General features: G+C 65.0%; 23 protein-coding genes and 1 tRNA gene. 12 read left to right on the top strand and 12 right to left on the bottom strand.

Going from position 1 to position 26,065, the window contains the following annotated elements:
• The first annotated feature begins 5 nt into the window (after positions 1-5).
• Positions 6-509, top strand: coding sequence for a GNAT family N-acetyltransferase (locus tag ACI6GS_RS12880; protein ID WP_439813851.1), 504 nt, complete (start codon positions 6-8; stop codon positions 507-509).
• Between the two features lie 49 nt (positions 510-558).
• On the opposite strand, the gene ACI6GS_RS12875 is transcribed toward ACI6GS_RS12880, so the two are convergent.
• From ACI6GS_RS12875 to ACI6GS_RS12860, 4 genes are all read right to left on the bottom strand, one after another.
• Positions 559-1,344 (bottom strand): enoyl-CoA hydratase/isomerase family protein, encoded by a 786-nt coding sequence (locus tag ACI6GS_RS12875; protein WP_439813850.1) that lies wholly within the window; start codon positions 1,342-1,344, stop codon positions 559-561.
• Positions 1,345-1,449: 105 nt separating this feature from the next.
• Positions 1,450-2,349 carry a DMT family transporter gene (locus ACI6GS_RS12870; RefSeq protein WP_439813849.1) on the bottom strand — a complete coding sequence of 300 codons (900 nt, stop codon included), beginning with the start codon at positions 2,347-2,349 and terminating at the stop codon, positions 1,450-1,452.
• The gene (locus ACI6GS_RS12865) at positions 2,346-2,612 is read right to left on the bottom strand and encodes a SemiSWEET transporter (RefSeq protein ID WP_439813848.1); all 267 of its coding nucleotides are present in this window, start codon (positions 2,610-2,612) and stop codon (positions 2,346-2,348) included. The genes ACI6GS_RS12870 and ACI6GS_RS12865 overlap by 4 nt, the downstream gene beginning before the upstream one ends.
• A complete protein-coding gene (locus tag ACI6GS_RS12860; protein ID WP_439813847.1) occupies positions 2,579-3,061 on the bottom strand; it encodes a DUF3293 domain-containing protein in 483 nt (160 codons plus the stop codon). The genes ACI6GS_RS12865 and ACI6GS_RS12860 overlap by 34 nt, the downstream gene beginning before the upstream one ends.
• Positions 3,062-3,132: 71 nt before the next feature.
• On the opposite strand from ACI6GS_RS12860, the gene ACI6GS_RS12855 reads away from it, so the two are divergent.
• Positions 3,133-4,740, top strand: a complete 1,608-nt coding sequence (locus tag ACI6GS_RS12855) for an acyl-CoA synthetase (protein WP_439813846.1) — start codon at positions 3,133-3,135, stop codon at positions 4,738-4,740.
• Positions 4,741-5,027: 287 nt separating this feature from the next.
• Here the strand turns inward: ACI6GS_RS12855 and uvrC are convergent, their stop codons facing one another.
• From uvrC to ACI6GS_RS12825, 6 genes are all read right to left on the bottom strand, one after another.
• Positions 5,028-6,932, bottom strand: coding sequence for an excinuclease ABC subunit UvrC (gene uvrC / locus ACI6GS_RS12850; RefSeq protein ID WP_439813845.1), 1,905 nt, complete (start codon positions 6,930-6,932; stop codon positions 5,028-5,030).
• Between the two features lie 367 nt (positions 6,933-7,299).
• Complete coding sequence (locus tag ACI6GS_RS12845; RefSeq protein WP_439813844.1) at positions 7,300-8,052, bottom strand: SDR family oxidoreductase; 753 nt, start codon at positions 8,050-8,052, stop codon at positions 7,300-7,302.
• A gap of 193 nt (positions 8,053-8,245) precedes the next feature.
• Complete coding sequence (gene uvrB / locus ACI6GS_RS12840; RefSeq protein WP_439817964.1) at positions 8,246-10,402, bottom strand: excinuclease ABC subunit UvrB; 2,157 nt, start codon at positions 10,400-10,402, stop codon at positions 8,246-8,248.
• A gap of 120 nt (positions 10,403-10,522) precedes the next feature.
• Positions 10,523-11,737, bottom strand: a complete 1,215-nt coding sequence (locus ACI6GS_RS12835) for an MFS transporter (protein WP_439813843.1) — start codon at positions 11,735-11,737, stop codon at positions 10,523-10,525.
• Between the two features lie 13 nt (positions 11,738-11,750).
• Positions 11,751-12,182, bottom strand: a complete 432-nt coding sequence (locus ACI6GS_RS12830) for a gamma-glutamylcyclotransferase family protein (protein WP_439813842.1) — start codon at positions 12,180-12,182, stop codon at positions 11,751-11,753.
• 8 nt (positions 12,183-12,190) lie between these two features.
• Entirely contained in the window at positions 12,191-12,604 is a 414-nt protein-coding gene (locus ACI6GS_RS12825; protein WP_439813841.1) for a cupin domain-containing protein, read from the bottom strand.
• A 106-nt stretch (positions 12,605-12,710) separates the two neighbouring features.
• Here ACI6GS_RS12825 and ACI6GS_RS12820 point away from each other — a divergent pair, with 106 nt between their 5' ends.
• The 5 genes from ACI6GS_RS12820 to ACI6GS_RS12800 all read left to right on the top strand — a co-directional run bounded on the left by ACI6GS_RS12820 (position 12,711) and on the right by ACI6GS_RS12800 (position 18,212).
• Positions 12,711-13,502, top strand: coding sequence for an enoyl-CoA hydratase/isomerase family protein (locus tag ACI6GS_RS12820; protein ID WP_439813840.1), 792 nt, complete (start codon positions 12,711-12,713; stop codon positions 13,500-13,502).
• A gap of 66 nt (positions 13,503-13,568) precedes the next feature.
• Positions 13,569-13,644, top strand: a tRNA-Ile gene (locus ACI6GS_RS12815).
• A 94-nt stretch (positions 13,645-13,738) separates the two neighbouring features.
• Positions 13,739-15,403: a DUF6538 domain-containing protein gene (locus ACI6GS_RS12810; RefSeq protein ID WP_439813839.1), complete on the top strand. Its 1,665-nt coding sequence runs from the start codon at positions 13,739-13,741 to the stop codon at positions 15,401-15,403.
• 221 nt (positions 15,404-15,624) lie between these two features.
• Positions 15,625-16,743, top strand: a complete 1,119-nt coding sequence (locus ACI6GS_RS12805; protein ID WP_439813838.1) for a DNA methyltransferase — start codon at positions 15,625-15,627, stop codon at positions 16,741-16,743.
• A gap of 170 nt (positions 16,744-16,913) precedes the next feature.
• Positions 16,914-18,212, top strand: coding sequence for a TRM11 family SAM-dependent methyltransferase (locus ACI6GS_RS12800; RefSeq protein WP_439817963.1), 1,299 nt, complete (start codon positions 16,914-16,916; stop codon positions 18,210-18,212).
• Here the strand turns inward: ACI6GS_RS12800 and ACI6GS_RS12795 are convergent.
• A complete protein-coding gene (locus tag ACI6GS_RS12795) occupies positions 18,199-19,587 on the bottom strand; it encodes a phospholipase D family protein (protein WP_439813837.1) in 1,389 nt (462 codons plus the stop codon). The two genes, ACI6GS_RS12800 and ACI6GS_RS12795, sit on opposite strands and share 14 nt — an antisense overlap.
• A 157-nt stretch (positions 19,588-19,744) precedes the next feature.
• On the opposite strand from ACI6GS_RS12795, the gene ACI6GS_RS12790 reads away from it, so the two are divergent.
• Positions 19,745-20,416, top strand: coding sequence for a recombinase family protein (locus ACI6GS_RS12790; protein ID WP_439813836.1), 672 nt, complete (start codon positions 19,745-19,747; stop codon positions 20,414-20,416).
• Positions 20,417-20,573: 157 nt separating this feature from the next.
• Here the strand turns inward: ACI6GS_RS12790 and ACI6GS_RS12785 are convergent, their stop codons facing one another.
• Positions 20,574-20,756, bottom strand: a complete 183-nt coding sequence (locus ACI6GS_RS12785; protein ID WP_439813835.1) for a hypothetical protein — start codon at positions 20,754-20,756, stop codon at positions 20,574-20,576.
• A gap of 180 nt (positions 20,757-20,936) precedes the next feature.
• On the opposite strand from ACI6GS_RS12785, the gene ACI6GS_RS12780 reads away from it, so the two are divergent.
• From ACI6GS_RS12780 to ACI6GS_RS12765, 4 genes are all read left to right on the top strand, one after another.
• The gene (locus tag ACI6GS_RS12780) at positions 20,937-21,197 is read left to right on the top strand and encodes a hypothetical protein (protein ID WP_439813834.1); all 261 of its coding nucleotides are present in this window, start codon (positions 20,937-20,939) and stop codon (positions 21,195-21,197) included.
• 307 nt (positions 21,198-21,504) lie between these two features.
• On the top strand, positions 21,505-24,645 hold the full coding sequence (locus ACI6GS_RS12775; RefSeq protein WP_439813833.1) for a tape measure protein: 3,141 nt from the start codon (positions 21,505-21,507) through the stop codon (positions 24,643-24,645).
• A gap of 106 nt (positions 24,646-24,751) precedes the next feature.
• A complete protein-coding gene (locus tag ACI6GS_RS12770) occupies positions 24,752-24,967 on the top strand; it encodes a hypothetical protein (protein ID WP_439813832.1) in 216 nt (71 codons plus the stop codon).
• A gap of 297 nt (positions 24,968-25,264) precedes the next feature.
• A complete protein-coding gene (locus ACI6GS_RS12765) occupies positions 25,265-26,044 on the top strand; it encodes a hypothetical protein (RefSeq protein ID WP_439813831.1) in 780 nt (259 codons plus the stop codon).
• Positions 26,045-26,065 lie beyond the last annotated feature (21 nt).

The following is a 26,065-nucleotide window of genomic DNA, read 5'->3' as shown; positions in this document are numbered from 1 at the left end:
GCCGCATGGCCGTCATCCTGTCCAATGCGCGGGATAACCGCGCCGACCGGATCTGGCTTGAACGGGTGCTGCCGCTCTATCTGCACGACCTGTCGGAATACGATCCGCACCTGTTCACGCTGAGCGACGACGGGCGCTGGCTTCCCGAACAGCTGGGCGCCTGGCTGGGGGAGCCGGGCGGCCTGCCCCTGGTGATCCGCGATGGCGCCACGCGGATCGGCTTCGCCCTGGTGGCGGCGACCGGATTTCCCTGGCTGGGCGAGGGCCACGACTACCGCATGGGGGAGTTCTTCATCCTGCGTGCCCATCGCCGGTCCGGGATCGGCCGGCTCGCCGCCCTCGACCTGTTCCGGCGCTATCGCGGGCGCTGGGAGCTTTGCCAGCTGCCCGCGAACCAGGGTGCCATCCGCTTCTGGGCCCAGGTGATCGGCGAACTTGGCGTTCCCGTCACGCACCGCATCGACAACGGCGCCCCCTGCCAAAGCTTCGATACAAGGGGGGCGGTGTAGAACACCGAAAAGCCCTCCTCTCCCGCAGCGATGGGGCGGGAGCGGGCGGTCAGTGGACCGTGGTGTCGGCGGCGATTGCCGTGGTGCCCAGCATGGCCTGGATGCGCAGGGCGGCTTCGCCTTCGCCATAGCAGTGCGCCAGGGCCCGGGCGCCGGCATCATGGGCGGCGCGGTAGTCGTCGACCCCACCCAGGTCGCACAGGCTCTTGATCTCGCGCAGGGCCACCGGGCTCAGCTGGGCCAGGTGGCTGGCCAGCGCGGCGATGCTGTCGTCGAACTCGGCCGCATTGGCCACGTTGGTGACCAGGCCCAGCATGAACGCCCGTTCCGCCGTGATCATCCCGCCTGTCAGGGTCAGGGCCCGGGCGGCTCCGCCCCCGATCAGCTGCTTCAGCCGGGCGATCGCGCCGCCATTGGGCACGATCCCGACCGACACGCCGGGCAGGCCGAAGCGCGCGTCCAGGCGGGCGAACCGGATGTCCGCGAACAGGGCAAGTTCCAGCCCGGCCCCGATGCAGGGCCCCTTGATCGCCGCCAGGATCGGCTTCGGGCAGGCCAGCATCGCCTCGTTCAGAGCCTGGGCCCGGCGCACCAGCTGCTCCGCCTCGGGCGTCGTCAGGGTGCTCAACTCGACGACGTCGGCGCCGATCGAGAAGACGTCGGCGTCGCTGGTCAGGACGATGACGCGGACCGAGGCATCGCGGGCGGCGTGGCCGATCGCTGCCTGCAACGCCTGCCGCAGGCCGGAGCTGATCGCATTGCCCTGGTCCGGCCGGTTGAGGCGCAGGGTCAGGATGGGCCCGCTCTGCACGCTGTCGATTGGATCGGCACTCATCGCTGCTTCGCCTCGCCGCGCCCCGCATTGGCCGCCGGCCCGTTCAGGCGGCCGGCGTCCACCTGTCATACCGGGTCGCGCGCGGCAGGCAAAGCGGCGACGGCATCAGGGCGGCGGCGCGGCCGGGCCTGCGCGCATCGCCTGGCCCGCCTGGTAGGCGATGGCCAGCAGCACCACGGTGCCGCCGACCATGGTCATGGCGGTCGGCGTCTCGCCGATGAACAGCCACACCCAGAGCACGCCCAGCACCACCTCGCTGAGGCCCAGCAGGCTGAGCTGTGCTGCCGGCACCCGGGTGGATGCCGCCACGAACAAGGCATTGCCCAGGCCCAGCTGGACCACACCCACGGCCAGGCAGGGGATGAAGTCGCGCAGCGAAATCGCGACGTCGCCCCCCTGCACCACCAGGGCCACGGCGACGGAGAACACGCCCGACACGATCAGGACCGGCAGCATGTCGACGCTGCGCCCCGCACGCACCAGGACGGTGAAAGCCGCCCACAGTACCGCGACCCCCAGCGCCAGCAGGTTGCCCAGCCAGGTCCCCAGCCCCAGTCCATCCGCCACCATGACGACGACCCCGCCAAAGGCCAGGCCCATGGCCAGGACCATCGCCCGGCTGACCGGCTCGCGCAGGAAGATCCAGGCGAACAGCGCGCAGAAGGCCGGCTGGGCGGCGATCAGGAACAGGACGTTGGCGACCGTCGTCTTGTGCAGCGCCAGGATGAACAGGGTGCTGCAGGTGCCCGACACCAGGCCCGCGAACACGCCGAACCAGCCGATCGAGCGGAACACCTGCACCGTCGCCCGGCCATAGCGGAAGGCAAGCCAGGCCAGCAGCGCCACGACCATGCTGGACGAGCGCCAGAACACGATGTCCCAGGGCGAGGCATCCTGCACCGACCGGACCAGCACGCCGCCGATGCTCCAGCACAGGCCCGACAGCAGGGCGGCGACGACGCCACGGTTCAGGGCGCCGGCGGGCGCCAGCGGCAGCGTGCTCACCCCCGCCCCCATAGCAGTTTCATGGCCAGGATCGACGTCGAGAGCACCAGCGTGATCACGTTCGAGGCAATCAGGGCGGGCGAGCCCAGCAGCAGGCCATAGGCCAGCCAGAGGCACACGCCGACCGTGAAGATCGAGAACATCGAGAGCGAGATGTCGGCGACGGAGCGCGACTTCCACGTCTTCACCACCTGCGGCACGAACGCCACCGTCGTGCAGGCGCCGGCGATCAGGCCAAGGGCTTCGACCGCGCTGAGTTCCATGTGGGGTGTGTCCAGGAGGGGGCCGCGCGGATCATTGCGCGGGTCCTGACGGGCCGCAAGACGCGGGCGAAATGAAGCTCCACGGTGCGTCCGCCGCGCAGCACCAGCCATGCTGCCTGGCCCTGGGCACGAGCGATCGCGCGCCCTGCCGCCAGGCCCACCGGCGCGGTGGCCACGCTGTCCTCGGCCCAGTGGCCGCGCGCCGCCTGCCCAAGCGCCGGCGTCACCCCGATTCGGCGCCGCTCCAGCATCGCCCGCAGCCGGCGCTGACGCGCCGCGTTCGCGGCGGGCTGCAACGGCCGGCTGCCGGGGTTGCAGGCGGTGACCAGCATCGCCGGCACGCAGGGCGGGCCGCCCAGGCCGGGCGGGCAAGGCCAGCCGACGCGCAGCACGGCCAGCCCCCCGGGCCCCGCCACAAGGTAGTGGGTCGCCAGATAGAGGCCAATCAATCTGTGGATCCGATGCAAGGCCATTCCGCTGCGGAAGATTCTGGCTATTCTGCGCCCAAACGGAGGAGACAATGGCCTGGAACTACGGTGACATTCTGGATGCGGTCGCGAAGACGGTCGATCCACGCCAGCCCGCGCTGATCCACGGCGACCTGGTGATCGACTGGCAGACCATGGACGCGCGCACCAACGCGCTGGCCCGTGGCCTGATCGCCAAGGGTCACCAGCCCCAGGACAAGCTGGCGATCCTGATCCGCAATCGCCCGGAATACATGGAGGCGACGGTCGCGGGCTTCAAAGGCCGCTTCGTCCATGTGAACGTGAACTACCGCTACAAGGCGCACGAGCTTCACTACATCTTCGACAACTCGGATGCCGCCATCGTCGTCTATGGCAGCGAGTTCGCGGACCTGGTGACCGAGCTGCAGCCCCGGCTCCCGCTGGTCAAGACCTGGCTGCAGGTGAAGGTGGACGGCACACCCCTGCCCCCCTTCGCCACCGACTACGAGGCGTTCGTCGCGGCCCATGACGGGGCGCCGCTGGGGAACGAGCGGTCGCCCGACGACATGCTGTTCCTCTATACGGGCGGCACGACGGGCATGCCAAAGGGCGTGATGTGGCGCCAGGACGACCTGCGCCAGGTGCAGATGAACGCCCTGCTGATGCCCAAGATCCCGACCAATGTCGATGAGCACTGCGAGATGATCCGGGAACAGGGCCCCGGCAGCCGCATGATCCCCGCCTGCCCCCAGATGCACGGCACGGGCCTGCTCACCTCGTTCAACACGCTGGCCATGGGCGGCTGCGTCGTGACGCTGGAGGCGATGAACTTCGACACGGTCGAACTGTGGGACACCGTGCAGAAGCACAAGGTGCAGCAGGTCGTGATCGTGGGCGACGCTTTCGCCAAGCCGATGCTGCGGATCCTGGACGCCAATCCGGGCAAGTGGGACCTGTCGTCCCTGGTCACGATGGTCTCGTCCGGCGTGATGTGGAGCCAGGAGGTGAAGCACGGCCTGCTGGAGCACATCCCCCAGCTGACCATGATGGACAGCTTCGGCTCGTCCGAGGCTGTGGGCTTCGGCTTGGCCGTCACGACGAAGGAGGGGGAAGTCCAGACCGCCAAGTTCGCCATGGGCGAGGAGGTCCGCGTCTTCACCCCCGACCACAAGCCGGTCAATCCCGGCGACCCGGAGCCCGGCTTCATCGCGCGCGGCGGCAACATTCCAATGGGCTATTGGAAGGACCCGGAGAAGACGGCCAAGACCTTCCCCGTGATCGACGGCAAACGCTGGTCGATCCCCGGCGACTGGTGCCGCGTGCACGAGGACGGCACCATCACCCTGCTGGGCCGTGGCAGCGTCTGCATCAATACGGCGGGCGAGAAGGTCTACCCGGAAGAGGTGGAGGAGGTGCTGAAGCAGCACCCCGACGTCGATGACGCGCTTGTCGTCGGCGTGCCGGACGAACGCTGGGGCAGTGCGGTCACTGGCGTCGTCGAACTGCGCCCCGGCGCCAAGTTCGACGAGGAGACGCTGCGCCTGCACGTCCGCAACAACCTGGCGGGTTATAAGACGCCCAAGCGCATCCTGGCCGTCGAGCGCCTGTTCCGCGCGCCCAATGGCAAGGCGGACTACAAGGGGACGACCGACTACGCCCGCAGCGCCCTGGGGCTGTAGGACCTGCGGCGGCCGCCGTCCCTGCCTGCCCCTGGGCCGGCGGGGCCGCCGCACCCTCCGCCGTTCCCGCTTGCCGGAGATGGCGGAGGGGCTTGTCTTTCCTTGACGCTCGCGGCACTGCCAGGCGCGCGGTGAGCGTGCGCCAACATCCTTCGCGACGCGCCTGCGGCGCTCCTCAGGATGACGCCGGGGGAGAATCCAGGGAAAACAACAGCGTCATGCTGAGGAGCCCGAAGGGCGTCTCGAAGCATCTGGCGCGCGTGTCAGGCCGTGGCCACTTCCCGGCCTCAGCCGTGGAAGTGGTCGTAGATGGCCTGGGCCACGGTGTGGGAGATGCCTTCGACCTTCTGCAGGTCGGTGACCCCAGCGCGGGCGACGCCGGCGGCGGAGCCGAAATGGTGCAGCAGCGCCCGCTTGCGGTTGGGACCGATGCCCGGCACCTCGTCCAGGGCCGAACGCGTCACCGTCTTGGCCCGCTTGGCGCGGTGCGTGCCGATGGCGAAGCGGTGCGCCTCGTCGCGCAGGCGCTGGAGGAAGTAGAGCACCGCACTCTTGGGCTCCAGCGACATGGGTGGCCGACCGGGGCGGAAGAAGCGCTCGCGTCCCGCGTCGCGGTCCGGCCCTTTGGCCACGCCGACCACGGGCACGTCCGCAATGCCCAGTTCCTCCAGCACGTCGATCGCCACCTGAAGCTGCCCCTGGCCGCCGTCGATCAGGACCAGGTCGGGCCACGCCTCGGTCTCGCGCCCCGGATCCTCGGCGATCAGGCGGGAGAAGCGGCGGGTCAGCACCTCTTTCATCATCGCGAAGTCGTCGCCCGGCGCCACCGGCCCCTTGATGTTGAACTTGCGGTACTGGTTCTTCAGGAAACCTTCCGGTCCCGCTACGATCATGGCGCCGATGGCCGAGGTGCCGCTGATATGGCTGTTGTCATAGACCTCGACCCGGGCGGGTGAGCCGTCCAGTTCGAACAGTTCCGCCATCTGCTCCATCAGGCGGCCTTGCGTCGTCGTCTCGGCCAGGCGCCGGCCCAGCGCTTCCTTGGCATTGGACTGGGCTACGCGGATCAGGGCGCTCTTGCGCCCGCGGCTGGGATGGCGGATCGCCACGCGCCGTCCGGCCTTCAGACTGAGCGCTTCTTCCAGCAGTTCGTGCTCGGGGATCGGTTCGTTGATCAGGACCAGGCGCGGCACCGGCCGTTCGTCATAGAACTGCGCCAGGAACGCCGCCAGCACCTCCGGCTCCGGCAGCCCGCGCTCGTGCTTCGGGAAATAGGCCCGGTTGCCCCAGTTCTGCCCGGCCCGATAGAAGAAGACCTGGATGCAGGTCTGTCCGCCCTGCTGGAACGCGGCAAAGACGTCGGCCTCCGCCACCGAATCGACGTTCACGTCCTGGTGCGACTGGACATGGGTCAGGGCGCGGATGCGGTCGCGATAGATCGCCGCCCGCTCGAAGTCCAGGTCGGCACTCGCCGCCTCCATCTCCTTCGAAAGGCGCTGCTGCACGGCCCGGCTCTCTCCGGAGAGGAAGCCGCGCGCCTCGTTCACCAGTGCCTCGTAGGTCGGGCGCGCCACCAGGTCGACGCAGGGGCCGCTGCACCGCTTGATCTGGTAGAGCAGACAGGGACGCGAGCGCGCCTCGAACATCGAATCGGTGCACGATCGCAGCAGGAAGGCCCGCTGCAGCGCGTTCAGCGTGCGGTTGACGGCCCCGGCCGAGGCGAATGGCCCGAAGTACTCGGCCGTCGCTGCCCGCGCGCCGCGGTGCTTGGCGATGCGCGGCCAGGCATGGGCGGTGTCGATCATGATGTAGGGGAACGACTTGTCGTCCCGCATCACCACGTTGTAGCGCGGCCGGTGCCGCTTGATCATGTTGGCTTCCAGCAGCAGGGCCTCGACCTCGCTGCCGGTGGTGATGACCTCGACCCCCCTGGTCTCTGCGATCATCCGGGCGATGCGGGTCGACGGTGCCTGCCCGTTGGCATAGGACGTGACCCGCTTCTTCAGGTTCTTCGCCTTGCCCACATAGATGATCTCGCCCCGGCCATCGAGCATGCGATACACGCCCGGATCGTTGCGCAGGGTGCGCAGCACGGCGCGGATCGCCTCCCGCCCCTGGACGGAGGGTCCCTCCCCCGGCGCCGCGTCATCGGCGTCGCCGCGCAATTCTGGCGTGTGGCGTTCGTCCGTCATGGTCCCATATGCGTCAAGTTGCCTCAGGTCCTGGCTGGAAGCCCCGGGGTTCCGGGCAATCCACGGCGCCTGTGGATAACCCTGTGGTCAAGCATCGTGGGGGTGGCTGCGTCCCGCGCAATCCCTGGCGTCCCACGACATTGCCCAGATTTTGGGCAAACTGGATGCGAGTCATAAGCCCTTGAAATCACGAAGTTTTTTCAACAGTTATTGACTGTGGCGGTTTTGCAAGAGCGAGACTGGCCCCCTTGACGCGGGCGCCCTTTCTGTGAAAGGCGCCTGTGCACAAATTGTGGCAACCAGCCACCGCCTTGCCGTTCAAGGGTTTAGGCAGGGCCCCTCCCGCGTGGATTGAGGACCCCGGCGCCTATTCCGCAACCTGCGCGTCGGGCGTGCGCCAAGCCAAGTGCTGCCCGCCGTCCAGGGCCAGCATCTGCCCCGTGAACGACGGCGCGCCCAGGATGAAGCGCACGCCGGCACAGATGTCGGCCAGCGGCGTCTGGATCTGCAGGGGCAGCGATTCGACCTGGTGGCGGAAATGCTCCGGTGCCTGCCGGCTGGTGGGCAGGGTGGGGCCCGGCCCGATGCCGTTGACCCGGATGCGCGGCGCCAGCGCCAGGGCCATGGTCTGGGTCAGCGTCCACAGCGCGGCCTTGCTGACGGTATAGGAGACGAATTTCGGCGTCAGGCGCCATACCCGCTGGTCCAGCAGGTTGATGATGTTGCCCTGTCGCTCCGCCGGCAGCTGCGCGGCAAAGGCCTGCATCAGCACGAAGGGCGCCCTCAGGTTGGCCTCCATGTGCAGGTCCCAGCTCGCGCGGGTGGCGCCCGCGGCATCGTCGAACTCGAACTCCGACGCATTGTTGACCAGGCAGGTCAGCGGGCCGATGGCCGCCACGGCCTGCGGCACCAGAGCCTGCACGTCTGCCTCAATGCTGAGGTCCGCCTGCACGGCGGCAGCCGTCCCGCCTTGCGCTCGGATCGCCGCCACCACCGCATCTGCGTCCGCACGCGAGCGGCGATAGTGCACGGCGACGCGCCAGCCTTGCGCGCCCAGGTCGAGCGCCACCGCCCGCCCCAGCCGCTGCGCCGCCCCGGTTATGAGCACCGCGCCAGTCATGACGCGCCTTCAGAAGACGGCGCGGGCGGGAGCGCTCCCCCTTCCCGACCTTCCCCCGCAAGGGGGGAAGGAGTCCGGGCGCGCATGGGGAAAACCGTGAAGCCCTCCCCCCTCGCGGGGGAGGGTTGGGTGGGGGGGCCTCGACGTGCTTGCCAACGTGAACCGACTGGACACAGATCCAACAAAGCCACCCTCAGAATCTCCGCTTCGCCGGGCCGCGGAAGGCCCGTGTGCCGGGACGGCCCTTGGAGGAGCGGGCCTTCTCGGTCGTGTTGACCTTGGACCGCGCGATCATCGTGCTGGTCTCGACCGCGATCTCCAGTTCGGACGCCTCCAGCCGCTTGATCTCGTCGCGCAGCCTTGCCGCCTCCTCGAACTCCAGGTCGGCGGCGGCCGCGCGCATGCGCTTCTCCAGGTCGGCCAGGTGGGCCTTCAGGTTGTTGCCGACCAGGTGCACGACCTTGTCGTCACCCGTCTCGACCAGGACGTGGTCGCGCTCGTAGACGCTGCCCAGGATGTCGCCGATCTCCTTCCGCACGCTCTCGGGCGTGATGCCGTGCTCCTCGTTATAGGCGATCTGCTTGGCCCGCCGACGCTCGGTCTCGCCCAGCGCGCGGGACATGCTGTCCGTCACCTTGTCGGCATAGAGGATCACGCGCCCGTCCACGTTGCGCGCCGCCCGGCCGATCGTCTGAACCAGCGACGTCTCGGAGCGCAGGAAGCCCTCCTTGTCCGCATCCAGGATGGCGACCAGGGCGCATTCCGGGATGTCCAGCCCCTCGCGCAGCAGGTTGATGCCGACCAGCACGTCGAACGTGCCCAGGCGCAGGTCGCGGATGATCTCGATACGCTCCAGCGTCTCGATGTCGGAGTGCATGTAGCGCACGCGCAGGCCCGCCTCGTGCAGGTACTCGGTCAGGTCCTCGGCCATGCGCTTGGTCAGCACCGTCACCAGGACGCGCTGGCCCTTGGCGGCGCAGGCCTTGCACTCCGCGATCAGGTCGTCGACCTGTTGTGCTACGGGCCGGATGATGCACACCGGGTCGATCAGCCCGGTCGGGCGGATCACCTGCTCGGAGAACACGCCGCCGGTCTGCGCCATCTCCCATGATCCGGGTGTCGCCGAGACGAAGACCGACTGCGGCCGCATCGCATCCCATTCGGAAAACTTCAGCGGTCGGTTGTCGACGCAGGACGGCAGGCGGAAGCCGAATTCGGCAAGCGTCGACTTGCGACGATAGTCGCCCCGTTCCATGCCGCCCAGCTGGGGCACAGTCACGTGGCTCTCGTCCACGATGACCAGGGCATTGTCGGGCAGGTACTCGAACAGGGTGGGCGGCGGCTCGCCCGGATTGCGCCCGGTCAGGAAGCGGGAATAGTTCTCGATCCCGGCGCAGGAGCCGGTCGCCTCCATCATCTCCAGGTCGAAGCGCGTGCGCTGCTCCAGGCGCTCCGCTTCCAGCAGCTTGCCGCTCGCCCGGAACCGCTCCAGCTGCTCGGCCAACTCGACGCGGATGCTCTTCATCGCCTGGGCCAGGGTCGGGCGCGGCGTGACGTAGTGGCTGTTGGCATAGACCTTGACGCTGTCCATCGCCGCGGTCTTCTCCCCGGTCAGGGGATCGAACTCGACGATCGATTCCAGCTCGTCCCCGAACAGGGAAAAGCGCCAGGCACGATCCTCGAAATGCGCGGGGAACAGCTCGACCGCATCGCCCCGCACCCGGAACGTGCCGCGCTGGAAGGCGGCATCGTTGCGCTTGTAGTGCAGCGCGATCAGTTCGCGCAGCAGCTGGGCGCGGTCGATGATCTCGCCCCGCTTCAGCGTCAGCGTCATGCGGGCATAGGTCTCGACCGAGCCGATACCATAGATGCACGAGACGGACGCCACGATCAGGACGTCGTCGCGCTCCAGCAGCGCCCGCGTCGCCGAATGGCGCATGCGGTCGATCTGCGCATTGATCGACGATTCCTTCTCGATATAGGTGTCCGTCCGCGGGACATAGGCTTCCGGCGTGTAATAGTCGTAGTACGAAACGAAGTACTCGACCGCGTTGTCCGGAAAGAATGCCTTGAACTCACCATAGAGCTGGGCGGCCAGCGTCTTGTTGGGCGCCAGGACCAAGGCGGGCCGCTGCGTCGCCTGCACGACATGCGCCATGGTGAAGGTCTTGCCCGAGCCGGTGACGCCCAGCAGGACCTGGTTGCGTTCGGCCGCGTTCACCCCCTCGACCAGTTCGGCGATGGCGCGCGGCTGGTCGCCGCGCGGCTCGAACGGGGCCGCCAGCTTGAACGGGATGCCGCCTTCGGACTTCTCAGGCCGTTCGGGCCGGTGCGGCACAAAGGCCGCCATCTCGGCCCCGCTGGGCCGGCTCTCGATCAGGGACGCCATCCCCCGAAGATAGGCGCATGCCAGGCGCTGCGGAAGCACCCCGGACGGGCAGGAACGAAAAAGGTACGGAAGGCGGGGGACTCAGGGCGCAGCCGGCACCACGGGATTCTCCGGAAGGGGCAGCGGCTTCACGAAGATCAGCCGAATCGAGGCCAGCAAGGCCAGCGCCAGCGACACCCCCGCCACCAGCACCACGCCGTCCCAGCCCAGGCCGTTCCAGGCATGACCGCCTGCCGTGCCCACCACGGCCGAGCCGACATAGTAGGAGACGAGGTAGAGCGCCGCCCCTTGCGACCGGCCCACCACCGCCCGCCGGCTGACCCAGGACGAGGCGATGGAGTGCACCCCGAAGAAGCCGAAGGTAACCAAAGCCATGCCGCCGATCATCGCCCACAGCGCATCCGGCAGGGTCAGGGCCACCCCAGCCGCCGCCACCAGCACCATCGACCACAGCACCTTGCGCCGCCCCAGGCGCCCGGCCAGCGCACCGATCCAGGCCGATGAACCCGTGCCGATCAGGTACATCAGGAAGACCAGCGAAATGACGGCATGGCTCAGCAGGAAGGGCGGCCCCGACAGGCGGAAGCTCGCATAGTTGTAGATGCAGACGAACGCGCCATTGACCAGGAAGCCCACGGCGAACAGCCAGGGCAGCGCCGCATCGCGGAACTGGTGGGCGATCATCGCGCCAAAACTGCGCAGCCGCATCGGGCTGCGCGCGGCATGGCGCGACGGCGGCAGCAGCCACCAGAACGCCGCCACATTGACCAGCGCCAGCAGCCCCAGCACGCCCAGCGCCAGGCGCCACGACGCCAGGTCGGCCAGGATGCCGACGATCAGGCGCCCGCCCATGCCGCCGATCGCATTGCCTCCGATATAGAGGCCCATGGCATAGCCCAGGGCCTCGGGCTCCAGCTCCTCCGCCAGATAGGTCATGGCGACGGCGGGCACCCCGCTCAGCAGCACCCCGCTCAGCGCCCGCAGGACCAGGATCGCCGGCCAGTCCGGCACGACGGCAATCGCCAGGGCCAGCAGCGACGATGCCGCCAGCGCCGCCACCATGATCGTCTTGCGCCCCACCCGGTCCGAAACCCAGCCGGCCAGCAGCAGCGACCCCGCCAGCCCCGCCATCGTCACCGACAGGGCAAGCGAGCTGGAGGCCGCATCCAGGCCGAATTCCTGCGCCAGGATGGGTAACAGCGGCTGCACGCAATAGAGCAGGGCAAAGGTCGAAAAGCCCGACAGGAACAGGGCGATGGCGACGCGGGCGAACGCCGCGCTGTCGCGGCGGATCATGCGCTGGTCATGGTCAGCCGCGCGCCGCCGCCGCGTCCGCCCAGCCCGCCAGTTCGCGGCAATAGGCGTCCGGCAGACGCTCGCGCGCCGCCGCCGCCAGGATGCGCTCCAGATAGTCGGGCCGCGGCGGCCCCGCCACGCTGTCGGCGGCGACATAGACCAGGGCCGGCTGCGTGCCGACGACCAGCATCCGCCGGACATAGACCTGCTGCGCCACGCCCTCGTAACGGTCAAGCACCGCCTCGCAGGCCGGCGTCAGGTCCCAGAGCAGGCCATGCACGCAGGCCCCCGGCGTCGGCACGACCGTCGCCACCCCCCGGCCGTTGATCAGGAAGCGGTGATCGGCCAGCACCGCCAGCCCGCGCTTGACCGCCGCCGGACAGCGCAGCGCCATCTGCTCCACGCACATGTTGGAGCCGAAGGCGAAATAGCGGATGGCGGGCACGGCCGGGTTCAGGCCGGATCGAACCGGTTGGGCCCGCGCAGGAACACCAGCATCAGGCAGCCGCCCTCCGGCGCGGTAGAGAAATGATGCGTGCCGGGGTCATAGACGATGTAGTCACCCGCCTGGAACCGCTTGCCGTCGGAATCGACCAGGCCGCCCTCCAGGATCAGGAACTCCTCTCCCCGCTCATGGACATGCGGTTCGGACTTGGCACCCGCCTCCCACTTCAGCAGGAAGCAGCCGGCCTTCGTCCCGGCATCCCAGCTCAGGTTGCGCCACGAAAACCCGGCCCGCGGCGGGCCATAGCGGTCATAGGGCCGGAACTCCCCGGCCATCTGCACGATACGGCGCCGCGCATCGGCATCGCGCGCCAGCGCCAGGTGCAAACCGGCGGCGGCGGCCGCGTCCCCCGTTCGATCCATGCCCCGATCCTACGCCTGGACGCTGCCGCGCCAAAGTCCGTTGAGCCGACGCGGCGCTTCGCGCATTCTCCGCGCCGCAAGCACGTTTCGGGAGGACAGACGGCGCATGAGCGACATCCTGTACGCGGTGGCGGACCATATCGCGACCATCACCATCAACCGCGCCGAGAAGATGAACACCATCTCCGGCCCCATGCTGGATGCGCTCACCGCCCGCCTGGTCGAGGCGAACAAGGACCCGGCCGTGCGCGTCGTCATCCTGACGGCGGTCGGCAACCGCGCCTTCTGCGCCGGCCTCGACCTCGTCGCCCAGACGACGACGGGCGAGATGGGCGCCAGCACCGCGATGGTCTCCGGCAACCTCGACCTGCGCGACACGCCGCCCACCGTGCTGCACCAGATGGACAAGCCGGTGATCGCCGCCCTCAACGGCTCGGCCGCCGGCTATGGCCTGGACCTCGCCCTGGGCTGCGACATCCGCATCGCCACCAAGAGCGCCAAGCTGGCAGCCTCCTTCACCAAGCGCGGCGTGCTGCCCGAATCCGGCGGCACCTGGTTCCTGCCGCGCATGATCGGCTGGGCCAAGGCGGCGGAACTGGTCTTCACCGGGCGGACGCTGACGTCCGAACAGGGGCTTGAGATGGGCCTCCTCAACACCGTCGTTCCCGACAACGAGCTGATGGAGGAGGCGACGAAGCTGGCGCGCGAAATCGCGGCCAACGCACCGCTGGCCGTCCAGGCGACCAAGCGCATGATGCGCATGGGCCTGAACGAGACGTTCGGCGACCACGTCCACCACGTCTTCCTCCAGCTCCTCCCCCTCTTCAAGTCCGAGGACGCCCGCGAAGGCATGACCGCCTTCCTCCAGAAGCGCGAGCCCAAGTTCACCGGCCGCTGACCCGTCCCCAACCCCTTCCCCCGGCACGCACAACCCATTAGGGTCCCGCGGGCCGGGCACTGGCGTGGGCCTGTAGCTCAGTGGTTAGAGCTGGCCGCTCATAACGGCTAGGTCGCAGGTTCGAATCCTGCCGGGCCCACCACCCCAGCCCCTAAGTCGATGTTTCGGCAGGAAAATCAAGGAAATCTGCGGACTTCGAGGTGCCTTTTGCTACACAAACATGCTACACAAGGGGCATGGAAGAGGTGGCCAAGGTTCCCGGTCTGGTCCGTCGCGGAGACGCCTTCGCCTATCGCCGGCGGGTGCCCGACCGCCTGCGCAGCGTCATCGGCAAGCGCGAAGTCGTTCAGGCGCTGAAGACGCGCGATCCACGCAAGGCGCGCGAACTCGCCCGCATCGCCGCAGTCCGGGCAGATGAACTGTTCCGCCAGGCCGAACGCACGCTGACGCAGCCCTCGCCAGCGGGTCCAGTCAGCGACGACGACCTTCAGGACATCGCCCGCGCCCTGCTGTTCGACCTGGAGAAGCCGCACAACCAGCCGCCCACCGCGCCAGTCGCGATTGAGGACTGGCTGGAAGTCCTGGAACAGGACATCGCCACTCTCTCCGGCGACCATGACGCCTGGGCGCCGTCGATCCAGGCGCAGGCAACGGCACTCGCCGCCGACCGGCGCCTGATTTTGCAACCCGTTGCACCGGAATTTGCCCGTCTCGCTGACCTGGTCCGCCGCGCGAACATCGAACATGCGCGTCGAGCGCTCGATCGCGCCCGCGGCGAGCATGGCGACGCCGCGCATGATCCCCTGTTCCGGGAGGTGAGCAGCCTCCAGCCCCCTGCTCCGCGTGTCCGGCCGCCAACGGTCGCTGATATGATCGACCGTTTCGAGAAGGACCCCACACGCAGCAGCCTGACCGACAGCGCGGGCAAGAAGTACGTCCTCACCTTCCGCGCGCTGCGCGAGATCGTGGGGGACAGCCGGCCCATCACGGACGTGACCCGCGCCGACTGTGCCGCCGTCCAGGACGTCCTGGCCCGCCTGCCCCGCAACATGAACAAGCTGGACGACTTCAGAGGCCTTAGCCTGAAGGAAGCCGCGGCCCTGGCCGAGGCCAAGGGCACGCAGCGCCTGTCACCCGGCACGCTGCGCGTCTATGTCCACACCCTGTCGGCCTTCTTCAACGACGCAATCCGCAAAGGCGTGGTGACCGATAACCCCGCCCAACGCCTGACCCAGCCGCGTGGCACCACCTCGAACGGCCGCCGCCCCTTCACCACTGATGAACTGAACAGGCTGTTCGCGGCCCTTCCCAAATGGGCGGGGACGTCGGCCGGCCGCCTTTGGGTGCCGACCATCGCCCTGTGGACCGGCATGCGCCTGGGCGAGATTGTCTGGCTCACCGCGGAAGACGTGAAGGTAATGGACGGCGTGACCGTGATCGACCTCAGCCCCACAGCTGAACGTCGCCTGAAGACCCCTGGCGCCACCCGGGTCATGCCGATCCACCCCGAACTGGAGCGCCTTGGCTTTTTGCAACGGGTTGCAACGGTGAGCGAGGCCGGCGGTGGACGCCTCTTCCCCGACCTCTGGGGCAAGACCCAGGCCCAATGCGCCGACTACTTCCAGAAGCGCTTCACAGAGTTCCTGGCCTCAGCCGGCCTCAAGCAACCCCGCCTCTCCTTCCACTCCTTCCGCCATACCTTCCGCGACGCCATGCGCGAAGCCGGCATCCCAATCGACCAGGTCCGCGCGCTAGGAGGATGGGCGCGAGGTTCCGGCGTCGAGGATCGATATGGGCAAGGCAGCAGACCGAGTACCTTGGCAAGGGAGCTGGCACGGATCAGATTTTCGCTGGTATGTAGAGCTCGGAGCGATTCTTCGAAATTGGTTTGCGCTCCATAGCTCATCAATCGGCCTGTGTTGTGACCCTTGTCGGCAGACAATTCTCTAATCATGGCATCACTGCTAGCGGGGGGTCGAGCTGAGTCGTTTTTACTGGCATTGTGCGAGCCATCCGCACTCATCTCGCTGGGCCTGTAGGACCATTCTAAGGAGGGACAGAAATTCGTGACCTAGCTTCAGTAGCTCGCGGAGAAGTCACACAACGAGCTCACGCGGCGTCCGTGGAAACCGCAGTTTCACGGCTGTCCAAGGTCAATTGGGACTTCACGGTCCGGCATGCCCAGCATGAAGTGGAGAGCGTTCACCCATATCCAGCAAAGTTTATTGCTGACTTGCCGGGTGCCTTCTTAGACGCCTTAACCGTAGCGCCAGACACGCTGGTGATGGACCCCTTCTGCGGCAGCGGCACAACCCTAGCCGAGGCACAACGACGAGGGCATAGCACAATTGGCATCGACCTAAATCCAATTGCCTGCCTAATCGCCCGGGTAAAAACTGCACCTCATTGCCGGACTATGCTTAGTTCAGCGGCGCTGGTACTTGAACGGCTAATGGAGAAGCGGACCGTAAGGGTGCCCGCTATTCCCAATCTCGATCATTGGTTTAAGAATCCCATCCAGCTTGCACTTGCGCGGTTGATGGACGCGATTGAAAGCATGCCTGAAGCAGATCGTGACTTTCTCAGACTTGCCGCCTCTAGCATCGTCGTCCGAGTGTCCAACCAAGAGAGCGACACTCGGTACGCGGCGATCGACAAGCCCATTACCGCGACTGATGTCGGCGCAGGCTTCAGGCGAGCCTGTGATAAGCTCTATGATGCCCTCTCAGCACGCCAATACGATCTGGTGCCCGCCTCGGTGGTCGAGGGAAATTTGCTCAATCTTGACCTCAGTCAATACATCGGCCGCGTCGGGATCATAATTACATCGCCCCCCTATCCCAACGCGTACGAGTACTGGTTATATCACAAGTACCGGATGTGGTGGCTTGGATACAATCCGATCTCCGTTAAGCAGGATGAGATTGGGGCTCGAGCACACTTCTTCAAGAAAAACAGGCATACTGCTTCGACCTTCGTCGACCAAATGAACCAAGCTTTCACTCAGTTTGAACCACTCCTCGTGCCCGGAGGATGGGTATGTTTCGTTGTAGGGCGTTCCGTGATACATGGCGAGACCATCGACAACGCCCGAATTGTCGAGGATGTTGCCGTTAAACATGGCTTGGAACTGGTCTACCACGGGACCCGTAAAGTGTTGGATTCTAGAAAGTCATTCAACCTTGCACACGCGAACATTAAGCGTGAATCGATTATAGTAATGCGAAAGGCAGTCTCGTGAACTTAGAGTGGGGTCCTTACAAACACTTTCCATACGAACGGGAACTCGCGATTCGAGAAGCTAAAGCCCTGATTGGATCAGACGTGCGGATCACGGACGGTGGTATAGTTTGCACAAGCAGCGGAGACATCGGGGCCGCTCGGCTTCTCACATATTTTGGCAAGATAGCAATGGGGAGAAGGAACACTGTCACTATACAAAGTCAGCTTGAACAAACCTCGGCATCGACGAAACGGAGGCAGTCCACCCGCTATTCGGTTCACGGCCTTCACGAGTATCGAGGCAAATTTAACCCTCAAGTGAGTCGTGCACTGATCAATATCCTGGGAGTTCCGGCTGGTGGTTTGCTTCTTGACCCGTTTTGCGGGAGCGGAACCACATTGGTGGAAGCGGCTCATCGGGGTGTCCGCGGAATTGGCTTGGACCTCAACCCGCTAGCTGTGTTCATCGCCAATGCCAAACTGGCGGCGCTTACCACTCCAGTTTGCGAACTCAAGTCGGCACTCGACCGAATCCGTACCCGTGAAATGGAGGTGTCGCTTGACTCCGTCCAGAACCCCCGTCAACAGTACTTGGCTTCTTGGTTCGAAGCCCACATTTTGGCTCAGATCGAACGACTTCGGATTGCGATTGAGGAAGAAGAGACCTCCATCTCCTCATTTTTCTTAACGGTCGCAAGCAACCTTCTGCGAGACTTTTCCCTACAGGATCCGGCCGATCTAAGGATTAGGCGAAGGTCGAGTGCCAATGCGACATCGTCCTTTGCGACCGCCTTCAACACCGCTGCACTCGATGTTATCAAAAAACTAGCGGCAGCTCAGGAAGTCGTAGGGGTTAGCCTTCTTACTGGCCGCGCAATATTAAAAGACAATCGACTCTTTGGCGTTGGCGAGCAGCAGGAAAAAGCAGATGCTGCTGTCACGAGCCCCCCATATGCAACTGCATTGCCCTATATTGACACCCAGCGCCTTTCGCTGGTGTGGCTCAGATTGTTAACTCCGGAGCAAATTGGTGCGGTCGAGGCTGAACTTACAGGAAGCCGGGAAATCTCTTCCAAGGCGAAGAGACAGACCTTGGAAGCCTTGCTGGACAACAAATGGCAACTACCAGCACCGGAGGTCAAGCTATGTCAAGATTTGCAAGAAGCGCTAACAGATGCTGATGGATTTCGGCGACAAGCCGTACCAGTCCTTTTATACCGATATTTCCATAGTATGCTTCAGAGTTTCCAGTCGATAGCTCGAAGCATGAAAAGCGGTGCTCCGTTCGCGCTAATCGTGGGGCACAACCATACAGTTTTAAGTGGTAGTCGGTTTGAAATCAATACACCTCAACACTTGGCATCCTTGGCTGAGGAAGCCGGATGGTCTGTCAGCGAGATGACGTCACTTCAAACCTATCAGCGGTTTGGCTTGCACGCTTCCAATGCAGTGAAATCTGAGACGTTGTTGATCCTCAGGGCGCCTTGAGCACCCATGGAGGTGAAAGCCCGACCGGCAACCAGGCGGCGCCACGGCTTGCGAGTGCTTTCGCAGCGGCGGCATTAGTCCATACCGCGGCCATTGCGCTAGCAAGCGAAGAGCCCGGTCTCGTCACGGTTAGCTTAAAAATCGGGGATGAGTGGGTGGGCCATTCCAGCGCTACAAGTTCTTCAGACTTCGGCATTGGCAATCCCCGAGCCAAGAGTTTGGCTCTGATGGGTTCGATGGCGGGCTTCGGAATTGCCAGCCTCAGGTCGGCATGACCTGAATCCCCCGGCGTGAACCCGAATGACATGATCCCAACCCGTTCAGATGGCCCATCAAACATAAAATGATCGTCGAGATATCGAACAACGAAGTCGAACTCGGCGCGCGGCCTCCCTCTTGTTCCATATATGCCAAAGCGGAGAGTAGTCGCGGCCGAAACCGGGACACTAATGTTTGATGTGCCGACAGCTTGCCGCCAATGTCGATCGCTATCACGGCTGAGTTTCAGAATTAATCCCACTGCATCGCCAAGCCCCACACCGGTCAATGCCTCAATTCCTCTGGTGGGCTCCGTCGCTCCTGGTGCGAAAAATATGTGAGGTGGATAGGGCGGTGTCCGTTGGACAGTCGGCAAAACGGTCCAATCGGCTGCCGTCCCCTTCACTACTGGCGCAGCGGGACCTGGCGGCGCAAAAACTACAAGAGGGGTCAGAAGCGGTCTCTTGGGTCGTTGGCCACCTAGATTAAGTGGTCGCGGAGGTCGAGGTGGCGAGACCGTGCCGATGATCCCATTCTCTACGAGTCGCGCTACATCATCAGCCACTTCAATCCTTTCAAATCCAGCCGGACTCCTGGAGAACCAAGAGTCGATAGCGGCTGCAATTTGAGCAAGTAGCGCTGGTGGGTCCCCGCTTCGGGTGTCGACGATCAATCCCGCCTCGACGTGCTTCCCACTAATTCCAGATAAGGTTAGGTTTGCGGATCCAACGTATGCTGCTTGAGAACCGTCACTGCGACGAATGTGATAAGCCTTTGGGTGAAAGTATGCATTGGCGAAATATATTACCCCAAGATGTGCGTTAGATCGAGGTATACCCATAGATGATACGAGATCCTCGATATGAGACTGTAGCGTCCCTCCGTCGTTTGAACCAATTACAATACTGACGATCATGTTTTTCTTAGCGAGATCCGAAAATGTATCGCGAAATGGTGCCAGCGCGTCACTGCTGAAGAACCCGGACTGTATCCGGACCTCAGCGATATCTTTGCCAAGTTCGGCCTCCAGCCAAGTGCCAAGGGCCTCACCAGGATCTCTAGAGCCACTATCAATGTACCGCAACTGGCCACTCCGAATCAGATCGCGTAATGCCACCTAGACGGAGCAGGACAACTTTTGCAACGTGTTGCACCTGAGTTCGCACTTTACGGAACGGCAATCCCCTGGACGCCATACAAATGGTTGGTTTGGCGATCGTCGTTTGTTACAATAGCCACAACGACCGTTGTTGCTGTCGTATCGGGGGCGTGGAATGGCTGAGGGGCGGTTTGTCGCCTACTACCGGGTCAGTACGGACCGACAGGGCAAGTCGGGCCTCGGGCTGGAGGCGCAGAGGGCCGCCGTTCTGGGTTACCTCAATGGCGGTGCCTGGGACCTGGTTGCGGAGTTCACCGAGGTCGAGACCGGCAAGCGGAGCGACAGGCCGGAGCTGCTGAAGGCGCTGGCAGCCTGCCGCATCCGCAATGCGACGCTGGTCATCGCGAAGCTTGATCGCCTGGCACGCAACGTCGCCTTCATCGCCAATCTGATGGAGGCTGGCGTCCCCTTCATTGCGATCGACAACCCGCACGCCACGCCATTCACCATCCACATCCTGGCCGCGGTCGCCGAGCACGAGGCCAAGGCGATCAGCGAGCGGACGCGCAACGCCCTCAAGGCAGCGAAGGCGCGTGGCACCAAGCTGGGGGGCTCCCGCCATGACCTGTCGCGCTTTGCGACTAAGGCCGCGGGCGCCAGCGCAAAGGTGCGGTCATCGACTGCCGCAAAGTACGCCCGCGATCTGGCCCCTGTGATTGAGGAGATCCGGGCTGCCGGCATCACGACGCTTCGCGGCGTAGCTGACGAACTGAATGCCCGTGGCATCCCAGCCGCTCGGGGCGGCACCTGGTCGTCGGTTCAGGTCAGCCGGGTGCTCGCACGATAGCGATCGTCGCGCGAGCGTCTGCCCGAACTGGGGTGGGAAATTGCAACGCGTTGCAATGCGCTGCTCAAAGATACCCCGAAGGTGATCGTGATTGTGGCGGCACCGGTAAGAGGCAGCGTCGACTTGGCGGGGGACCGCCTGCCTAACGCGCCTCCCGTCACTCCTCTTGCTCTGCACCCCCTGCCCCCGGAAAAGCCCGCTCCAGCGCCTCTCGCAGGACATTCTGCCTGGTGACGCGCCTCTTGCCATTCAGCCGCACACCAGCCGCAACCCGCTTCACCACTTCCATGTCGATCCGGCGAACAAGTTCTTCCGGAATAACCAAGGTCACACGCTCCATAGGCACCTCCAAATCATCTCCCCTCTACTACACCCAGTTTAGCACTTTGCCAACTTACGACAACTCTGCCTTATCATCATCACGAGTAGCCTACACATGTAGTTCATTATTTTGTTTTGGCTTTTTGAGAGAGTGTTCTTCTCTCACTGCAAAACATTTTGCATAGGGAGGACCAATCTCATGTCCCAAGTCTTTGCCGACAGCGCGTTCGTTGCAGCTCTGTTTAGCCTTGCCGGTGCCTACCTGCTGATGGGACGCCACCTCTTCGACCGCGTGATGGCGATGCCCATCGAAGAGGACGATTTGTTTGACGTTGCGGTAGCAATCGGAAACCGGACGGCGCGCTTCGTCCGTGCCACGTTCATCCTCACTTGGCCCGTATTCCTGGTCGTTGCCGTCTTGGCTCCCTACACAGGGCAGACCGGCGGAACCCAGAGCTGACAGCGTAACGCCGGCTGGAGGTTACGCTTCCAGCCGGCCCGTTGCCGCCGATCTCCAAGAAACGTCAGTGAAGCGTCTTTCCGCTCAGCTCAACTAGGCATACATATTTTCACTATTACGCCTGAATGGCGGACCCACTATTCGTTCGTCAACAATTTCTCTTGCGTCAATATTAATTGATCACAGGCAGTTACATCAGCTAATATCGTAGTCAACTTGCCTCGCATTCGGTCCCGTGGAGGGAGAGAGATCGGACCGCGAAGCCAGAAGCTAACCAGGCTGAAATGCCTGCGCTTATGGACACGCCATGCCGACCAACCGCGAGATCGTCTTCATTATCAAGGCCCGGAACGAGGCCAGTGCAGTTCTCCGCCGGCTGGCGGCCGAGCTGCGCGCTCTCAGCGTCACCATCCCCGGCGGGGGTGGTGGCGGCCTGAACAACCTGATCCCCATCCTGAAGGAAATCTCCGCGAACACGCGCGAGGCGGTCGATCACCTGGACGACCTGAGGAAGAACCTCAAGGTGGTGGGGGGTGAGGCCGAGAGTACGACCACGCGGTTCGGCAATCTGCGCACCGTGGTCGGTCTGGTGGCCGGCTATTTTGGGGCGCAGTTCGTCCGCAACATCGTCACCACGACCGCGGAGTTCGAGCGCCTGCGCAGCAGCCTGGACACCGTGACCGGCTCCACGGCGGCCGGTGGCGCCGCATTCGAGGCACTGAACAGCTTCGCCGCCGACACCCCCTATGACGTGCAGCAGGTGACCGAAGCCTTCATCCGCCTGAAGTCCCTTGGCCTGGACGGCTCCCGCGAAGCGCTGGAGAGCTACGGCAACACCGCGTCGGCCATGGGCAAGACGCTGATCCAGTATGTCGAGGCCATCGCCGATGCGACCACAGGCGAGTTCGAGCGCCTGAAGGAGTTCGGCATCAAGGCCCGGCAGAACGCCAATTCCGTCTCGTTCACCTTCCGCGGTGTGACCACGACGGTCGCCAAGAACGCAGCCGAGATCGAAGCGTACCTGCGCCGCATCGGCGACGTGGAGTTTGCCGGCGCCATGGACCGACAGGCGAAGACCCTGGGCGGCGCCCTCTCGAACCTTCAGGACGCCACGGCCAGCTTCGCGGACAAGATCGGCCAGGGCGGCTTCGCCCGTGCCGTCAGCGATGCAGCCCGCTTCCTGAGCCAGTTGGCCGGCGAGAGCGGCGGTGTGGCTGAGCAGATCGGTGCGGTCCTGGGCGCCGCCGTCGACATCGCCGTGGGCGCCGTCCGGCTTCTCATCGACAACTTCGAGCTGGTCCAGACGGCCGCCATCACGGCCGGCACCTACTTCGCAGTGCTGGGCGGACAGATCCTGGCGCAACAGTTCGTGACCGGCGTCCGGTCGGCAATCGCCGCCATACAGCTCCTGACCTCAACCCTGGCCGCCAACCCCCTCATGGCCCTCGCCCTGGCGGTCGGCGCCGCGGTGGCGGCCCTGTACCAGCTCCGCGACACGACGGTGGAGGTCGGCGGCCGGACGGCCACCATCGGCTACATCGTGGCGTCCGTCTGGGACACGATGATGGGTTGGCTGAAGGGTGCCATCGAATGGCTGGGCAACCTGGGCGACATCATCATGGAGGTTGCCAGCGCCGCCAGCACTTGGTTCGGCAAGGCCCTCCGGTGGGTCATCAACCTATTCAAGGACTTCCTGAACACGGTGATCGCCGTCTGGCGCGCGGTCGGGGCCGGCGCCATCGCTGCGGCCAAGGGGATCTGGACAGTATTCACGACCACGCTGGCGAGCCTGGGCGACCGCTTCGTGGCCTTCGGCGACGTGGTGGCAGAGGCCCTGTCCGGTGACTTCGCCGCGGCGGCCGGTCGGCTCGTATCCACGGAGTTCAACACCGGCTTCGAGGAGGCCGGCCAGGGCGTGCTGGACGCGGTCGGCGCGCAATTCGGCGTCGACTATGTCGGCAACTTCGTCCAGGGCGCACAGGACGCCCTTGGCTCCCTTGTCGACCCGGTCCTGCGCGACGCAGAGAACCGGCGCCGCAGCCGCCTCCGGCAGGCCCGTGAGGACGGCATGACCGGCGGTGAAGCCCTGGGCGACGCCTTGGGCGGTGCGACCGTGCGCGCGGCCGACGCCGCTGTGAGCAAGGGCACGGCCAAGGCCGCGAAGGAGTGGGCCAGCAAGTTCAAGTCGATCATCGAGAACCTGCTGCCGGACGTGAAGCGGGCACAGGATCTGGCCGAGGCTACCAAGATGCTTGGTGACGCCGCGGGCAAGACCGACGCGGAGCTTGCGAGGTTCGGCATCACGCGTGACGACCTCAATCGTGCCCAGGAGCGCGCGAACTACCTCTATGGCGGGGAGACTACGCAGCTCGGTCAGTTCAAGACCCAGCTTGAAGAGCAGATTCGGCTCATGGGTATCAGCCGCCAGGAGCGCGAGCTTGAGACCCAGGTGATCCAAGCGCAGAACGCGGCCCGCGCGGACGGCAGGACCCTGACTGAGGCAGAGCTTGCCGCCCTGCGCGAACGCCTCGCCTATGCTCAGCAACTCCGACAGGACGAGGATGTCCAGACGGAGCTGGACAAGCGGATCGCCGCCTTGAGGTTCGAAGAGAGCCTTATCGGCAAGACAAATTCCCAGCGCGAACGTGCCATCGCGCTTCAGCAGGTCTACGACCAGGCCTATGCCGACACCAAGTCGATCGAGAAGGCAACGGCGGCGGTGCAGCAGTTCGCGTCAGCCTACGACCAGCTCGTGCTGGCGCAGAAGGGCACAAACGATCTGGGCACGGCATTCGACCGTTCGGTGGCGCAGGTTCTCGACAGTGCCGAGACCCTTCAGGCAGGCATGGACAACCTTGTCGGCGGCGCCGTTGACCGCCTGACACAGGCGTTCAGCGACTTCGCGAAGACGGGCAAGCTCGACTTCAAGAGCCTGCTGTCCGACATCTCCGGCATGATCGCAGAGTTTGCGGGGAAGCAGCTCCTCCAGAAGGCGCTGGGCAGCCTGTATGGCGGGGCCGGCGGAGGCGGGTTCGACATGCTGGGAAGCCTGTTCGGGGGCACCTCAAAGAAGGGTGGCGGCTTCGATGGGCTTTTGAGTGGCCTGTTCCACGATGGTGGCATCGTCGGCGAGGCCACGAAGGCGGCCAAGATCGTCAACCTGAATGCCTACCGCCACGCCAAGCGCATGCACAGCGGCGGCATGATCGGGGGCCTTGCCGGTCTGAAGCCGGACGAGGTGCCGATCATCGCCCAGAAGGGTGAGCGCGTCCTTTCCAAGGACGAGGTTAAGGCCGGCGTGGGTTCGGGTGGTGCAACCAGTTTCAACCCGAAAATCACGATCAACCTCAACAGCCAGGGCAGCCAGGGCAACGGCCAGCAGACCGCGCAGCAGGTCGGCGCCGAGGTCTACGCCGCGTCCATGCGCGCCTATCGGCGAAACAGGTAGTATGAGGCTGGGCCAATGTCGCGCCCGGCAACCACCCGGTTCGGTGCAACGCGTTGCAAAATTCCGCCGCGGCGCCGGGCGTGCGCCCCCACCATTGGAGGTTCAGATGGACGATCTGATCACAGCACTTGGCGAAGCACTCCAGCTCCTTGCGAAGCAACGTGTAGCCGATGCCCTCTCGCCCCCGGACCGCGCCGTGCTGGCGAGGATCGAAGCCGTCCACGCATCCTACCAGCAGGGGCCATCACCGGAGGCGCTTCGCGTCTTCGAGGCCCGTCGGCCGACGTTCGACCGGCTCTATCGGCGGTTGGCGGACCAGTAGGCGTTCCCTAAACGAGGTCGCGCAACGGAAGCCCCATGACGGGCATTCGACATGAGCAGCACGCGCCGCGACCTCCCTCCCGTTCGTCAGCGTAGCCGGACCGCCCCGGCCACGCCTCCTGCGCCACCCCAGAACACGCCAGCACCTCCACCCGCTGTGGCACCAGTCCAGGCCCCACCGCGGGCAGGTGACCGTCGTCGTGCCCAAGACAACCCCACCGCTGCCACGCATTTCGACCACATCATGGGTGATAGCGGTCGACGCCGTGCCGGCCGTGAGGAGACGGCCCGTCGTGCCTTGGAGCTGGACCCCGCCGACCGTGTAGAGGAAGAGATCAACCGCGCCCTGCGTGAGGGTCGCCCCATCAACATGGCTGCGGCCTTCCCTGTGCCGGCTGGAGTGAGCCAGCATGACGAGATCCCCGAGATGGGCTCTCCCCCTCCACTGCCTGGACGTGACGCCACCCCCGGTGAGCGTATCCAGCATGTGGCCCGTCACGCTCCCGAGTACCTGACCGAATACCGCCTGACCGTCCTGCATCGCCTGATGCTGCGCCAGCTCCCCCTGGAGATGATCGCGCACACCCTCGGATGCAGCGTGCGCTTCGTCTTCCGCCTCCGCAAAGAGCTGTGCGCCAGGCTGGTTTCTGACGCGAGCGGCCTCGACCCTTACGAGATCGGCGGCCGAGCCGTCGCGTTCTATGAAGAAAACCGAGCGGCCTTTCTACGCATCGCCGACGACGGCAATCAACCCATCCGCACCCGTATGCGTGCCCTGGCTCAGGCCCGTGGAGCGAACAACGACCTGCAACGCTTCCTGCATGTGAGCGGCTTCTGGCAGGCCAACCCCATGGACCCAAAGAAGGCAAAGAAGGAAGCCGAGACCGCAGCCAAGGCAGAAGACCTCATTCAGCAGATGATGCGCCTCGTGGCCGGCGGCAGCATGGGCGCCGTGGATGAGTTCTACGGTAACCAGCCCCTGGACCCCGTGGACACCGATGACGATGCAGACCGGGACGATGACTTCGATCCCGACCTGGACACCGACGTAGACGACCTCGACCGGGAAGACCTGTGATGTTCGGTCAGCGTCTCGTCT

This window comes from Zavarzinia sp. CC-PAN008 (assembly GCF_051903925.1).
GTDB lineage: Bacteria > Pseudomonadota > Alphaproteobacteria > Zavarziniales > Zavarziniaceae.
Note: the sequence above shows the minus strand (reverse complement) of the source record. Positions and strands in the feature narration are given on the sequence as shown.

What these genes read in the sequence shown, in the direction of transcription:
- ACI6GS_RS12880 (WP_439813851.1), top strand. Translation starts at nt 6, where the DNA reads ATGGCCGTCATCCTGTCCAATGCGCGGGATAACCGCGCCGACCGGATC.
- ACI6GS_RS12875 (WP_439813850.1), bottom strand. Translation starts at nt 1,344, where the DNA reads ATGAGTGCCGATCCAATCGACAGCGTGCAGAGCGGGCCCATCCTGACC.
- ACI6GS_RS12865 (WP_439813848.1), bottom strand. Translation starts at nt 2,612, where the DNA reads ATGGAACTCAGCGCGGTCGAAGCCCTTGGCCTGATCGCCGGCGCCTGC.
- ACI6GS_RS12855 (WP_439813846.1), top strand. Translation starts at nt 3,133, where the DNA reads ATGGCCTGGAACTACGGTGACATTCTGGATGCGGTCGCGAAGACGGTC.
- uvrC (WP_439813845.1), bottom strand. Translation starts at nt 6,932, where the DNA reads ATGACGGACGAACGCCACACGCCAGAATTGCGCGGCGACGCCGATGAC.
- ACI6GS_RS12845 (WP_439813844.1), bottom strand. Translation starts at nt 8,052, where the DNA reads ATGACTGGCGCGGTGCTCATAACCGGGGCGGCGCAGCGGCTGGGGCGG.
- uvrB (WP_439817964.1), bottom strand. Translation starts at nt 10,402, where the DNA reads ATGGCGGCCTTTGTGCCGCACCGGCCCGAACGGCCTGAGAAGTCCGAA.
- ACI6GS_RS12835 (WP_439813843.1), bottom strand. Translation starts at nt 11,737, where the DNA reads ATGATCCGCCGCGACAGCGCGGCGTTCGCCCGCGTCGCCATCGCCCTG.
- ACI6GS_RS12825 (WP_439813841.1), bottom strand. Translation starts at nt 12,604, where the DNA reads ATGGATCGAACGGGGGACGCGGCCGCCGCCGCCGGTTTGCACCTGGCG.
- ACI6GS_RS12820 (WP_439813840.1), top strand. Translation starts at nt 12,711, where the DNA reads ATGAGCGACATCCTGTACGCGGTGGCGGACCATATCGCGACCATCACC.
- ACI6GS_RS12810 (WP_439813839.1), top strand. Translation starts at nt 13,739, where the DNA reads ATGGAAGAGGTGGCCAAGGTTCCCGGTCTGGTCCGTCGCGGAGACGCC.
- ACI6GS_RS12800 (WP_439817963.1), top strand. Translation starts at nt 16,914, where the DNA reads ATGGGGAGAAGGAACACTGTCACTATACAAAGTCAGCTTGAACAAACC.
- ACI6GS_RS12790 (WP_439813836.1), top strand. Translation starts at nt 19,745, where the DNA reads ATGGCTGAGGGGCGGTTTGTCGCCTACTACCGGGTCAGTACGGACCGA.
- ACI6GS_RS12785 (WP_439813835.1), bottom strand. Translation starts at nt 20,756, where the DNA reads ATGGAGCGTGTGACCTTGGTTATTCCGGAAGAACTTGTTCGCCGGATC.
- ACI6GS_RS12780 (WP_439813834.1), top strand. Translation starts at nt 20,937, where the DNA reads ATGTCCCAAGTCTTTGCCGACAGCGCGTTCGTTGCAGCTCTGTTTAGC.
- ACI6GS_RS12775 (WP_439813833.1), top strand. Translation starts at nt 21,505, where the DNA reads ATGCCGACCAACCGCGAGATCGTCTTCATTATCAAGGCCCGGAACGAG.
- ACI6GS_RS12770 (WP_439813832.1), top strand. Translation starts at nt 24,752, where the DNA reads ATGGACGATCTGATCACAGCACTTGGCGAAGCACTCCAGCTCCTTGCG.